Source organism: Paraglaciecola sp. T6c (assembly GCF_000014225.1).
GTDB classification, from domain to species: Bacteria; Pseudomonadota; Gammaproteobacteria; order Enterobacterales; family Alteromonadaceae; genus Paraglaciecola; species Paraglaciecola atlantica_A.
Genome location: NC_008228.1, coordinates 3,630,181 through 3,642,536, shown reverse-complemented (window position 1 = coordinate 3,642,536; position 12,356 = coordinate 3,630,181). Strand labels below are relative to the sequence as shown.

General features: G+C 44.4%; 12 protein-coding genes and 3 tRNA genes. 9 read left to right on the top strand and 6 right to left on the bottom strand.

Features of this window, described 5'->3' with window-relative positions:
- Positions 1 to 118 precede the first annotated feature (118 nt).
- The 6 genes from PATL_RS15455 to PATL_RS15430 all read left to right on the top strand — a co-directional run bounded on the left by PATL_RS15455 (position 119) and on the right by PATL_RS15430 (position 4,055).
- Positions 119 to 209 (top strand) — tRNA-Ser (locus tag PATL_RS15455).
- A 106-nt stretch (positions 210 to 315) separates the two neighbouring features.
- Positions 316 to 392: transfer RNA gene (locus PATL_RS15450), tRNA-Arg, on the top strand.
- 47 nt (positions 393 to 439) lie between these two features.
- Positions 440 to 516 (top strand) — tRNA-Arg (locus PATL_RS15445).
- 314 nt (positions 517 to 830) lie between these two features.
- The gene (locus PATL_RS15440) at positions 831 to 1,094 is read left to right on the top strand and encodes an OadG family protein (RefSeq protein WP_041713943.1); all 264 of its coding nucleotides are present in this window, start codon (positions 831 to 833) and stop codon (positions 1,092 to 1,094) included.
- Between the two features lie 30 nt (positions 1,095 to 1,124).
- Positions 1,125 to 2,915 (top strand): sodium-extruding oxaloacetate decarboxylase subunit alpha, encoded by a 1,791-nt coding sequence (gene oadA / locus PATL_RS15435; RefSeq protein WP_011575765.1) that lies wholly within the window; start codon positions 1,125 to 1,127, stop codon positions 2,913 to 2,915.
- Positions 2,916 to 2,924: 9 nt separating this feature from the next.
- Positions 2,925 to 4,055 carry a sodium ion-translocating decarboxylase subunit beta gene (locus PATL_RS15430; RefSeq protein WP_006993686.1) on the top strand — a complete coding sequence of 377 codons (1,131 nt, stop codon included), beginning with the start codon at positions 2,925 to 2,927 and terminating at the stop codon, positions 4,053 to 4,055.
- A 102-nt stretch (positions 4,056 to 4,157) separates the two neighbouring features.
- Here PATL_RS15430 and PATL_RS15425 read toward each other — a convergent pair whose 3' ends face one another.
- The 6 genes from PATL_RS15425 to pspF are packed head-to-tail and all read right to left on the bottom strand — an operon-like array spanning position 4,158 to position 10,598.
- Positions 4,158 to 4,943 carry a peptide ABC transporter ATP-binding protein gene (locus PATL_RS15425; RefSeq protein ID WP_011575764.1) on the bottom strand — a complete coding sequence of 262 codons (786 nt, stop codon included), beginning with the start codon at positions 4,941 to 4,943 and terminating at the stop codon, positions 4,158 to 4,160.
- Positions 4,940 to 5,935: a peptide ABC transporter ATP-binding protein gene (locus tag PATL_RS15420; RefSeq protein ID WP_006993683.1), complete on the bottom strand. Its 996-nt coding sequence runs from the start codon at positions 5,933 to 5,935 to the stop codon at positions 4,940 to 4,942. The genes PATL_RS15425 and PATL_RS15420 overlap by 4 nt, the downstream gene beginning before the upstream one ends.
- Positions 5,935 to 6,828 carry an ABC transporter permease subunit gene (locus tag PATL_RS15415; RefSeq protein WP_011575763.1) on the bottom strand — a complete coding sequence of 298 codons (894 nt, stop codon included), beginning with the start codon at positions 6,826 to 6,828 and terminating at the stop codon, positions 5,935 to 5,937. Before PATL_RS15415 ends, PATL_RS15420 begins: the two co-directional genes overlap by 1 nt.
- A complete protein-coding gene (locus tag PATL_RS15410) occupies positions 6,815 to 7,846 on the bottom strand; it encodes an ABC transporter permease (protein WP_011575762.1) in 1,032 nt (343 codons plus the stop codon). Before PATL_RS15410 ends, PATL_RS15415 begins: the two co-directional genes overlap by 14 nt.
- Entirely contained in the window at positions 7,846 to 9,480 is a 1,635-nt protein-coding gene (locus tag PATL_RS15405) for an ABC transporter substrate-binding protein (protein WP_011575761.1), read from the bottom strand. Before PATL_RS15405 ends, PATL_RS15410 begins: the two co-directional genes overlap by 1 nt.
- A 5-nt stretch (positions 9,481 to 9,485) precedes the next feature.
- Entirely contained in the window at positions 9,486 to 10,598 is a 1,113-nt protein-coding gene (gene pspF / locus PATL_RS15400; protein ID WP_011575760.1) for a phage shock protein operon transcriptional activator, read from the bottom strand.
- 216 nt (positions 10,599 to 10,814) lie between these two features.
- On the opposite strand from pspF, the gene pspA reads away from it, so the two are divergent.
- The 3 genes from pspA to pspC are packed head-to-tail and all read left to right on the top strand — an operon-like array spanning position 10,815 to position 12,215.
- Positions 10,815 to 11,498, top strand: a complete 684-nt coding sequence (gene pspA / locus PATL_RS15395; RefSeq protein ID WP_006993678.1) for a phage shock protein PspA — start codon at positions 10,815 to 10,817, stop codon at positions 11,496 to 11,498.
- Positions 11,499 to 11,520: 22 nt separating this feature from the next.
- Complete coding sequence (pspB, locus tag PATL_RS15390; protein ID WP_006993677.1) at positions 11,521 to 11,757, top strand: envelope stress response membrane protein PspB; 237 nt, start codon at positions 11,521 to 11,523, stop codon at positions 11,755 to 11,757.
- Complete coding sequence (pspC, locus tag PATL_RS15385) at positions 11,754 to 12,215, top strand: envelope stress response membrane protein PspC (RefSeq protein WP_011575759.1); 462 nt, start codon at positions 11,754 to 11,756, stop codon at positions 12,213 to 12,215. The genes pspB and pspC overlap by 4 nt, the downstream gene beginning before the upstream one ends.
- The last annotated feature ends 141 nt before the right edge of the window (positions 12,216 to 12,356 follow it).

The window sequence follows — 12,356 nt, the reverse complement described above, 5'->3', positions numbered from 1 at the left end:
TGAAAGGCGCTTCCAACGCTACGGAAGTTAAGTAAATAAGGCCTTTGTAAGATGGTTTATGCTTTGGCATAATACTCAAACTAAGACTAAATCAGTAGCAACAATTTAGCGGTTTTCCGGAGAGGTGGGTGAGTGGCTGAAACCAGTTCCCTGCTAAGGAACCATACGTATTACTCGTATCGAGGGTTCGAATCCCTCCCTCTCCGCCATAACTTAAACGGTAATCATTAGATTGCTAAGAAGCTTAGACTAAAGGAAGTAAGCTTGAGTAAAACAAGGTAGAGTGCCTAATATGTTTTATTCGATAACGATTTTGCGCATGTAGCTCAGCTGGATAGAGTACCTGGCTACGAACCAGGCGGTCGGAGGTTCGAATCCTTCCATGCGCACCATTATTAAGTTTAATATAAATAGTCTGATATTAAATTGTCCTGTTTTTGCGCATGTAGCTCAGCTGGATAGAGTACCTGGCTACGAACCAGGTGGTCGGAGGTTCGAATCCTTCCATGCGCACCACATTAAAAACCCACTGATTTCAGTGGGTTTTTTTTTGCTCAGAATTTCGCTCTCCCATTTATCACACTCGTTTTTAGCGCTTCCTCACGATTTTGACGCGCTGCTTATCATCTACTACTAGACAATGTTAGCCTGATCTTTCTCTACAACATGTAGAGTAGGCAGGTGTAATAGCTATTTATTGGGTATTCATGCAAGAAAAGTGAATTATTCCTTATTTTTTATTCCTTTTTAAACCGCCTTAAAAGTTGTGTTATTTCAGTGCACATGGTACTTATCGGGTCGTTTTGTCAGTTACCGGAGAAATACTAACTATGCAACCTGATGTAATGTCGTTATTACTTGAAGCTGGAATGCTCCTCTTAGTGGGGATGTCAGTGGTTTTTCTATTTCTGACCTTATTAATTGGCGCTGTTAATTTGATTGCATGGGTGTGTGCTAAATTTCCCGAAGAAGAATTGTCCGTCCTCAACCAGACTCGCAACCGCGCAACGCCCGCAGCTAATCAGTCAGGCGTTTCCGCGCCCGTGGTTGCGGCTATTACCGCCGCTGTTGATCAGTACCGTCGCCAACGTTAATTTTTACTTATTGTTTAATAGGAACCCAAGATGTCAAAACCTCTAGCCATCACGGATGTAGTGCTGCGTGACGCACACCAATCATTACTTGCTACGCGAATGCGAATTGAAGATATGCTGCCCATTGCGGCAAAGCTTGATCAGGTCGGATACTGGTCTTTAGAAACATGGGGCGGCGCAACATTTGATTCCTGCATTCGTTACTTGGGCGAGGATCCATGGGAGCGTATTCGTTTGCTTAAAAAGGCCATGCCAAACACCAAGCAACAAATGCTTTTACGCGGACAAAACTTGTTAGGTTATCGACATTATGCTGATGATGTGGTCGAAAAGTTCGTTGAGCGAGCTCACACCAGTGGTGTAGATGTTTTTCGTATTTTTGACGCAATGAATGACATTCGTAACCTCAAAACGGCTCTTAGTGCAGCAATCAAAGTAGGGGCACATGCCCAAGGCACCATTTCATACACTGTAAGTCCCGTGCACTCATTGCCGCTGTGGCTTGATATGGCAAAGCAGTTAGAGGATTTGGGTGTACATTCTATCTGTATAAAAGATATGGCCGGTTTGCTTAAGCCGTATGTATGTGAAGAGCTTATTACGCGCCTCAAAGAGACCGTGAGCGTGCCTATCGCCATGCAGTGTCATGCTACTACCGGTTTAAGCACAGCAACCTATCAGAAGGCGATTGACGCAGGGATCGACATGCTGGATACGTCAATCTCGTCTATGAGTATGACCTATGGCCATAGTGCGACAGAAACCATGGTGGCGATTGTTGAAGATACACCAAGAGACACAGGCCTTGATTTGCCCTTACTGGCTGAAATAGCAGCTTACTTTCGAGACGTTCGTAAAAAGTACGCTAAATTCGAAGGCAGTTTGAAAGGGGTAGATGCACGTATCCTATTAGCTCAAGTGCCCGGCGGCATGTTGACTAACATGGAATCGCAGCTAGTTGAGCAAGGCGCTCAGGACAAATTAGATGAAGTCCTTAAGGAAATTCCTCGGGTGCGTGAAGACCTCGGTTTTATTCCGCTTGTCACTCCCACCTCTCAAATCGTCGGTACTCAGTCTGTACTTAACGTGCTAACCGGCGAGCGTTATAAAAGTATTACCAAAGAAACGGCTGGTGTATTAAAAGGCGAGTATGGCGCCACCGCCGCACCAGTGAATGCTGAGCTACAAGCACGTGTATTGGATGGCAAAGAAGCAATAAACTGCCGACCAGCTGATTTATTGGATGATGAATTAGACACCTTAGAGCAAGATTTACTCAATCAAGCGAAAGAGCAAGGGATTACGCTCGCTGAGAATGCGATAGACGATGTACTCACTTATGCGCTATTCCCACAGATTGGCTTGAAATTTTTGAAGAATCGCCATAATCCCGATGCATTTGAGCCCGTGCCCACCGCTGACAATATTGACGCTAGCGCAGCGGTGAGTGCGACACCAAGTAAAGCCACAGAATCCTACTCTGTAAGAGTTGATGGAAAAGTCTACGCTGTTGAAGTGGCCCAAGGCGGGGAGCTGACAGATATTCAGGTAGCAGGCACAGCCCCTCAAAATAGTGCACCAGCTACATCTGCCCCGGTATCCGCTGCAGGTGAAGATGTTGTAGCACCGCTAGCGGGTAATGTTTTCAAGTTGCTCGTGCGCTCAGGTGATTCAATCAGCGAAGGCGATGTAATTGTCATCATGGAAGCGATGAAAATGGAAACCGAAATTCGCTCCACCGCTTCAGGTACCATCCAAGATATATTGGTTAAAGAAGGTGATGCAGTGCAGTCTGGCCAAACGATGCTGACGTTGGCGTAGGGATTATTTATGGATAAATTAACCTTACTTTGGCAAAGCACGTCGTTAGCCCATTTCGAAATTGGTCAGATTGTCATGATGGCTGTTGGGTGTTTGTTGCTATTTTTGGCGATCGTAAAGAAGTTCGAGCCCTTACTACTCGTGCCCATTGGTTTTGGTGCCATTTTAACCAATATTCCATTGGCAGGGTTTAGCGATCCGGGCGGTCTGCTTTACTACATCTATTATGTAGGGATCGAAACTGGGGTGTTCCCACTACTCATATTTATGGGGGTGGGCGCTATGACCGATTTCAGCGCCTTAATCGCTAACCCGAGAATGCTGCTGCTGGGTGCAGCCGCTCAGTTTGGTATTTTTGGTACTTTGTTTGGCGCGATTGCATTGAATTTGGTTCCGGGGTTTGAATTTACTTTAAAAGATGCTTCGGCAATTGCCATCATCGGCGGAGCTGATGGACCAACTGCAATATTTTTAGCCTCGAAATTAGCGCCGGAATTATTAGGTGCCATTGCCGTTGCGGCATATTCATACATGGCGTTGGTGCCTATTATTCAGCCACCAATAATGCGCCTATTGACCACTGAAGACGAACGTAACATCAAGATGGCACAACTGAGAGTGGTCTCCAAGCGTGAGAAAATCATCTTCCCTTTAGCGGTTTTATTGGCGACGATTTTGTTCTTACCTTCGGCAACCCCATTAGTTGGAATGTTCTGCCTTGGTAATTTGATGAAAGAGTCGGGGGTGGTTGACCGTTTAAGCAATACTGCTCAGAACGAATTGATTAATATCGTCACGATATTTCTTGGTTTAGCGGTTGGCTCTAAACTATCAGCAGATAAATTTTTGACCATCGAAACCTTGGGTATTTTGGGCTTAGGAGCAATAGCATTTTCAATTGGTACTGCTGCAGGTATTTTGATGGCTAAAGCCTTGGGTAAACTTTCCAGCGAGAAAATTAATCCATTGATTGGCGCTGCTGGCGTATCTGCTGTGCCCATGGCCGCGCGAGTCGTCAATAAAGTAGGTCTTGAAACTAACCCGCATAATTTCTTGCTGATGCATGCTATGGGCCCGAACGTGGCCGGTGTACTTGGCTCGGCAGTGGCTGCAGGTATCTTATTAGCACTGGTGGGATAACCCCGCTACAAAACTGCACACACCACTAAAAAGGGCTTAGCAACATACACTGCTAAGCCCTTTTTTATTGGATATCGTTTTTCGACCTTGGTGGAATGAGGATTAGCTTTGGCCATCAATAAGGGCTTGATGGGCGTGAACCAATTTTTTTGTGTAGTCATCTTTAGGCCAATGAAAAATGACTTCCGTTTTACCTGACTCAACGACCTTACCTTGTTTCATTACTAGCATTTTGTCACTTATGTGGCGCACTATGCCTAAATTATGAGAGATAAAAATAAAGCCAAGGCCCAGCTCTCGTTGCAGCTCCAGTAACAGATTGACAGTTTGAGAGCGCACCGAGGGATCAAGTGCCGCAAACGGCTCGTCAGCCACGATCACTTGAGGATTGAGAATGATCGCCCTTGCTAACGCAACACGCTGCCGCTGCCCATCAGAGAGCATATGGCGGTAAAAAAATCGATGTTCAGACAGCAATCCTACTTGTCTTAATGTTTGTTCTACTTTAGCGACTCGCGCTTGCGCACCTAGATTTGTATTTAGCTTTAAAGGCTCTTCCAAGATGGAGCCTAAAGTAATACCTGGGTTAAGTGATTCATTGCTGTTTTGAAACACCATGCGAATATTCAGCACACGATGCTTGTTGTCATATTGCTCTAATTTTTTCTCATTCAGATAGATAGAGCCGCTATCAGGTTGCTCGAGGCCTACTAATAATTTAGCAAGCAGGGACTTGCCTGAGCCATTAGCCCCCACAATAGCCAAGGTCTCTCCCGCTTGAATGCTGAAATTAACCGGGCCTAGCGTAAATTTAGCTCCCTTTTTCTGCCATCGTTTGCCGTGACAGTTCTCAAAGGTTAAATTTTCAACTGAAAGTAAGTTGTTCACTTCTGGTCTCGATGCAAAGGAAAATGACAGCTGTAAGTATGTTCATGAATGCGCCGCACTTCTGGCACTTTCACGCATTCTCTGCGAGCCCTAGGACAGCGCGGCCCTAAACGACAGCCAATAGGTAAATGTTGAAATGAGGGAATTGTTCCTCCTAATGAGCTCAGGGGCGACTTAGGCGCTAAGTCCGTGCGAAAACTAGGGGCGCTTTCTAACAGAGCTTTTGTGTAAGGGTGCAAAGCACGCTTACGTAACTGCGACATGCGTCCGCTTTCCACCGTCTGTCCACAATAAAGTACCGTCATATGGTCAGCCATACTGGAGATGGCCAATAAGTCGTGGCTCACAAAGAGAATGCTTAGTTTGCGTACCTTATTCACCCGACTTAGCAACTTCAAGATTTGGCTTTTATCCGTTATTTCCATGCCACGGGTAGGATCATCTGCAATCACCAATTTAGGCTGTGAAGCAAGTGCCATGGCAATCATAAATTTCTGACAAACGTCATTAGGGATTTGGTGAGGTAGGCTGCGCATATACACCTCATGATCTTTAATCCCCACGCGATGGAGTAGCTCAGAGGCATATTTCTTACGGGCTTTTGCGCGGTTCCAAAACATGCCTTTTTCTAAACGGGTGGCTAATATAACTTCTTTTAACTGGTCCCCTAAGGTCACTATGGGATCAAGCGAGCTTTTAGGGTTCTGAAAAATAACCGAAATATCCGAGCGGATAATTTTACGCCGCTCGCGTACTGACATTTTTAGTAAGTCCTGGCCGCGCCACGTCATTCTGTCAGCAGTAATACGCCAACGATCCGAAATGGCGCCCACAATCGCTTTAACAATGATGCTTTTCCCTGAGCCTGATTCGCCTACTAAGGCGTGGATCTGCCCTTCGTTAATGACAAGATTAATTTTGTCGAGGGCTTTTATCCAGCCACTTTGAGAGTCAATTTCCAGGGTGAGATTCTTAATATCCAATAGGCTCATTAGCGTAACAACCTATAGCGTAAAGCTGAGCGTAAACCGTCACCCACTAAGTTAATTGACATCATCATAAAGAATATTGCTCCCCCTGGAATAGCAATGTTCCATGGGGCAACGTAAGCTGTGGTTAACCCTTCAGATAATAACGCGCCAAGCTCGGGAGAAGGGGCTTGCGCACCTAAATTTAAAAAGCCTAATGCGCTGATATCCAATATCGCAACAGACAATGAAAGGGTCACTTGCACTACTAGCATTTCAGCCATGTTGGGCAATATTGAATTGAAAAATATGTGTACCTTGCCCGCTCCATCGAGCTGGGCGGCCAGTACATATTCTTTCTTCATTTTTTGGCGCACTATGTCTCGGGTTTGGTGAATAAACTGTGGAATAAGCGCGAGTGAGATAGCCCACATGCTATTCACAAGACCCGTGCCGACAATGGCAATAATGATAATGGCAATGAGTAAAGTAGGGATAGCCATGATTGAATCAAGTAGGTGGTTTACCACGCTGGAGCGCAATCCTTTACTCATACCAGCCATGGCGCCTAGCGCAACGCCTATCAGCATTGAAATGATTACCAACACTAAGCTAATACCAAACGTCATTCTGCAGCCATAAATGATACGCGATAGCATATCTCGGCCTAGACCGTCGGTACCAAATAAGTAACTGATATCGCCGTTGTTATCCCAAGCGGGAGGCACTAATAGCAAATCAATATTTTGTTGCAATGGATCATATGGGGCCAAGAACGGACCGAAAATCATAATAAAAATAAAGAAAACAACGCAATACAGGCTCAATACGGCTGCATGATTCTCTTTAAATTCTTTCCACGTATTTTGTATGGGAGAAGGGTAATACTCTTCTTGGTATAAATTAAGACGTGGCATTTTCTGGCCTTCTGCCCGCAGGGTCAAATATTTGAATAACCATATCTATCGTAATGGTAAAAGTAAGTACCAAAGCAGATACGGCTAACATACCAGCACGGATAGCGGGAAAGTCTCGTTGGTAAATAGCTTGAATGAGTCCGTTGCCAATACCTGGCCAAGAGAATATGGTTTCTACAATCATAGCGTTGGTAAGCAAGGTGGTAAATTGCATAACCAATAAGGGTAAAATCGGAATAAGTGCATTTTTCACTCCGTGGCGCAAAAAAACTTGTCTCGGGCTTAAGCCACGAGCATAAGCCGCTTGTATGTACTCACTGCTCATCACCTCAACTACTGAGCGCCGTGTAATACGCATGACAATAGTACAGGTCACAATGGCGATCGAAACACTTGGTAAGACTAAATGACGAAGTGCATCTTTAAAGGCAAATTCTTTGTCGGGTAAGTCACTTAACAATATATCAATTAAAATGAATCCCGTCTGGTAGGGGACATCGTAAAGCAAACTAATTCTGCCTGAAAGCGGGAACCAGCCCAGTTGAATCGAGAAAATTAAAATAGCAATTAAGGCTGCCCAAAAGACGGGGATAGAGTATCCGATTACACTGGTGGTCAAAAGGGCAAAGTCGGTCAATTTATGATGCCGTAAGCCCGCAAGGAAGCCCAAGGGTAATCCAACAACAAAAGAAACAATCAGTGCGTATGCGCTAAGTTCAACGCTGGCTGCCAGTGAGCGGCTGATTTCTTCTGCTAACGGCAAGCCAGAGCTGAAACTCAGCCCCCAGTTTCCAGAAAATAGATGGTTAACGTACTGCCAATATTGGCTTAAGAAGGAGTCTTGCATAGCGTATTGTTGAGCCAAAATAGCATACCCTTGCTCAGAACTATCGCGGATACCGGTTAAATTCACCAAGGGATCGCCCGGAAATAAATACGCTAAAGAGAATGAGAAAAAGCTTAAAATAAATAAGGTCAATATCAGTAAGCTCACGTGACGCAATATAATCTTCAGCATTATTGCTTACTCACGTTTCTAAACTGAATGCCGCCATACGGGTTTATTTCAATGCCAGTTACATTGTCCCGGTACGCTTGATAGCGAAATGCGTGGGCAATAGGCATGAGTGGCATTTGCTCATTAATCAGTTCAATTGCTTTGCTATAAAAGTATGCTCTGTCTTCCTGTGCGGTGTAATTGAGCGCCTGGTCAATTAGTTTGTCGTATTCCTTGGAGCACCAACGAGCGCGGTTTGTACCTGAGTCTATAGCTGAGCATGTGAGTAGCGGCCTGAAAAAATTATCGGGATCGCCGTTATCAGCAGACCAGCCAATTAACACGGAATCATGCAAACCTTGATTTAACCTCGCTCGGAAAGTTGACCATTCGTAGCTGACAATATTTGCATCAATACCAACATTTCGCAGGTAGCGCTGCATTAATTCGGCCATTTTCATGGCGTTAGGATTATAAGCACGCTCAACGGGCATTGCCCAAATAGTCATACTAAAGCCTTCCTCAACACCATTTTCACGTAATAATTTAGCTGCAGCTAAAGGATTAAAAGTGGATGATCTGGTATCCGGTTGAAAGGCCCATGAAGAAGGAGGAATGATGGATGTTGCAGGGATCGCACTACCAAAATAAATCGCTTCCATAAGCGCGTTCTTATCAATCGCCATGGCCAGTGCACGGCGTACCTCTGGTTTATCAAACGGTGGCCTTGTGGTGTTAAATGCCCAAAAACCTACATTTAACCCTGGTTTTTCATCGAGTGTTAATTCCTTTCGCTTACGGATGATATCCAGCTGGCTGTGTGTTGGGAACGCCATAGAGTCGCATTCGCCAGTCATGAGCTTCGCCAAGCGTAATGAACTTGAAGGAGTAATGTCGAAAATGAGTTGTTGCGTTGTGCTGCGCTCGCGCCAATATTTAGGATGAGCATCAAAACGTACGTACCTGTCTTGTCTAAAGCTATTAAATTTAAATGGTCCTGTGCCTACAGGATGTGTATCTATCAGATCTGGTGTGCCTGCAGCTGCAAGTTTTTCAGCATATTCAGCGGATAATATAATTGAGAAATCGGTGGCTAAATTGGCTAAAAAAGAGCTTTCAGGGCGCACCAGTGTGATTTCGACTCGGTATCTGTTTATGCGTTTAATATCGCTGATAAGATCGCCCAAGCCAACGCTATTGATATACGGATAACGCCCGCCTGATACATCATGGTAAGGGTGGTTCTTGTCGCGCCAGCGATTAAAACTAAATACCACATCATCAGCATCAAATGAACGAGTTGGGGTGAAATAACCGGTACTGTGAAAAGCAATATCTTTTCGCAGTTGGAAGGTATAGGTCAAGCCATCAACGCTGGTCATCCAGCTGCTGGCAAGGCCAGAAATGATTTCCCCAGTGACCAAGTCGAAATCAAGCAGACGGTCATAAATTTGATGAGACGATACGTCAACCGTAGTGCCCGACGTGTCAAGTTGAGGGTTAAAGCTGACCGGGTTACCTTCTGAACAATAGATGATGCCATTGGGGTGCTGGTATTCGCTGGACTCAGGACTACAGCCAATTAACGTCAATGATATTGTCACGAACATGCTGACAAACATAACGGTGGAAGAGGGCAGCCAAGCATAATTCATGACTGTTATTCTCTGTCTTCTGGGGGCGTATCAAGCAAATTGTATTTCTTTAGATAGCCGCGTAATTGATGGTACGTTAGAGACAATCGCTCCGCGGTTTTCTTTTGATTGTATTGGCTATCAGCAAGGGCTTGCTTGATTAAATCAATTTCAAAGTCTTGTGAAAGCTCTTTTAAATCAACTGGGAAATGAAAGCTATTTGAGTGCAAGCTGGTAGAATTGAGTTCGTTATCAACCGAATTCGCTTGGGGCGCCGTTGTTGTAGGTGCAATATCTGGTATTGTTGCATCTGGGGTTTTTATTCTATCGGCGGTACGCATTCTTGTGGCAGGGCGATATATGGACTCAAATGGGTCGAGTATAATATTGTGCACTGGAATATCAGGGTTATTAGCGCGATATACTGCGCGCTCAACAACGTTTTTAAGTTCTCGAATGTTGCCTGGCCATTGATATTCGAGCAAGGTGCGTTTAGCTTTTTCAGTAAAACCACTGAATACTTCCATTTCGAGCTCTCGCGCCATATTGATCGCAAAGTGCTCAGCCAGCATCATAATGTCGTCTTTACGTTCGCGAAGTGGGGGCAGGGTAATAACATCAAACGCTAGTCTGTCGAGAAGGTCAGCTCTAAACTCCCCTGTTTGGGCAAGCCCTGGTAAGTCTTCGTTGGTGGCTGCGATCAGGCGTATATCTACTTTTACACTCTTTGAACCACCTACTCGTTCAAATTCTCCGTATTCGATAACCCGTAATAATTTCTCTTGAATTAACCCTGACGTGTTCGCCAACTCGTCTAAAAAAAGGGTACCGTTATCTGCCGCCTCAAATCGACCTTCTCTTCTTTTAGCTGCGCCAGTAAATGCGCCTGCTTCGTAACCGAAAAGTTCGCTCTCTAGTAAACTTTCACTTAATGCTGCGCAGTTGAGCTTTGAATAGGTTTGGTCCCAGCGTTTAGACAGAAAGTGCAATCGGGCGGCTACACCTTCTTTACCTGTGCCTCGTTCGCCGATAATCAATACAGGTTTATTCAGCGGCGCAATTTGCGATATTTGCTCTAACACTTCGAGGAAACTATTGGATTGTCCTAACAAATTATCTTGTTGGCGAAAGCGGTTCATCAATATCCTCAAAAAGTGGTCTAATCGACTAACTTGTGGTGTATGTAATTATAATTGTAGATCTCAGTCGACTGAGAGTAAATTAATATTTGTTTAAAATCAGATATTTAGTCATTACACTAAGTTGGCCTGCTAATTGAATAGTAATCACCAAGACGAGCTTCCAGCACATGCTAGTTGTTCACCATTAGCTGACATTATATAGAGGTAAAGACTATGGGTATATTCTCGCGTTTCACAGACATAGTGAACTCAAATATCAACGCCATTTTAGATAAGGCGGAAGATCCTGAAAAAATGGTGCGCTTAATTATACAAGAAATGGAAGACACATTGGTTGAAGTACGTTCAGCCTCGGCGAAAACAATCGCTAATAAAAAGGAAATTACAGCGCAAATTAGTAAATTGCAAAACGAGGGTCGTGACTGGCAGAGCAAAGCTGAGCTAGCGATCAATAAAGACCGAGAAGATCTTGCTCGTGCGGCCCTACAAGAAAAGAAAAAGTGTGATGAATATGCGGTAACGCTTGACGCTGAGCTATCAGCGGTAGATGAGCAAATTAGTAAATTACAAAGTGAAGTGACGCAATTACAGGATAAACTGGCAGATGCTAAAGCTCGTCAGAAAACCATTATCATGCGTCAAAAAACGGTAAGTTCTCGTTTGGATATTAAGCGTACCTTGAACGATGGCAAAGTCGATGCCGCTATGGGACGCTTTGAGCAATATGAGCGTAAAATAGATGATCTAGAATCTCAAGTGGATGCATATGATCTTGGTAAAAAGACCTTAGCGGATGAGTTTGCTGATTTAGCCGCCGATGATGACATAGATGATGCGTTAGCGGCATTGAAGAAGAAAGTGAAGAAGCAATCAGCTGATTCGAAAAATCAAGACTAATATCGATTAAAGGAGAAAGGTTGTGGAAGATATCATTGGGATAATTATTGCGCCAATCATCATATTTATGGTGATTGTCGCCCCGATTTGGTTAATTTTGCATTACCGCAGTAAGAAACAGATTAGCCAAGGATTGTCTGATGAAGAATACGCTACCCTTCAAGGGCTAGCTGACCGAGCAGAGAAAATGGCAGATAGGATCCACACGTTAGAATCTATTCTTGACGCAGAGGCGCCGCAGTGGAGAAACAAGGTATGAATACCAGAGGCGAGTTAACACGTGATCCGGACAAAGGTAAAATTGCCGGGGTGTGTGCTGGAGTCGCAGAGTACTTTGGCATCGAGTTATGGCTAGTACGTATTTTAGTGGTATCTGCTTTCTTCTTAACGGCAGGCACGTTTGTGGTGGTAAGTTATGTGGCGGCTTGGTTTATTTTAGAAAAAAAATCAACGCGTCACAGTTCTTCGACTGCTAAAAGTACCCGCCATCAAGGAGGTCAATCGACCTCAGGCGGTAAAGGGTGGCAAAACGCCAGTGAAGATGAAGAAGAGAAGGTAAAAGTAAAATCTAAGGTGTGGCAATCAGGTGAGCCCCCTAAGCAAGCCTTCGCGGATATAAAACAGCGATTTGAGAAAAATGAAGTGCGATTAAGACAGATTGAAACGTATGTAACTTCTGCTCAATATCAATTAAATCGCGAAATTAATAATTTATAAACCTTGCTGTACCTGATTTTTAGGCCTGTGCCATGGTTACGCTTAGTAAACATGAGCAGGCCGATACCCTTTCAATTTGACCTCTTGCCTCCATATCGAATGACTTACTCTGTGTGATTGCTCTGTGCTCAAGACCGTTCA

Bases quoted from the DNA above. Each gene is read 5' to 3' on its own strand.
- PATL_RS15440 (WP_041713943.1), top strand. From the start codon at position 831: ATGCAACCTGATGTAATGTCGTTATTACTTGAAGCTGGAATGCTCCTC.
- oadA (WP_011575765.1), top strand. From the start codon at position 1,125: ATGTCAAAACCTCTAGCCATCACGGATGTAGTGCTGCGTGACGCACAC.
- PATL_RS15430 (WP_006993686.1), top strand. From the start codon at position 2,925: ATGGATAAATTAACCTTACTTTGGCAAAGCACGTCGTTAGCCCATTTC.
- PATL_RS15420 (WP_006993683.1), bottom strand. From the start codon at position 5,935: ATGAGCCTATTGGATATTAAGAATCTCACCCTGGAAATTGACTCTCAA.
- PATL_RS15415 (WP_011575763.1), bottom strand. From the start codon at position 6,828: ATGCCACGTCTTAATTTATACCAAGAAGAGTATTACCCTTCTCCCATA.
- PATL_RS15410 (WP_011575762.1), bottom strand. From the start codon at position 7,846: ATGCTGAAGATTATATTGCGTCACGTGAGCTTACTGATATTGACCTTA.
- PATL_RS15405 (WP_011575761.1), bottom strand. From the start codon at position 9,480: ATGAATTATGCTTGGCTGCCCTCTTCCACCGTTATGTTTGTCAGCATG.
- pspF (WP_011575760.1), bottom strand. From the start codon at position 10,598: ATGAACCGCTTTCGCCAACAAGATAATTTGTTAGGACAATCCAATAGT.
- pspA (WP_006993678.1), top strand. From the start codon at position 10,815: ATGGGTATATTCTCGCGTTTCACAGACATAGTGAACTCAAATATCAAC.
- pspC (WP_011575759.1), top strand. From the start codon at position 11,754: ATGAATACCAGAGGCGAGTTAACACGTGATCCGGACAAAGGTAAAATT.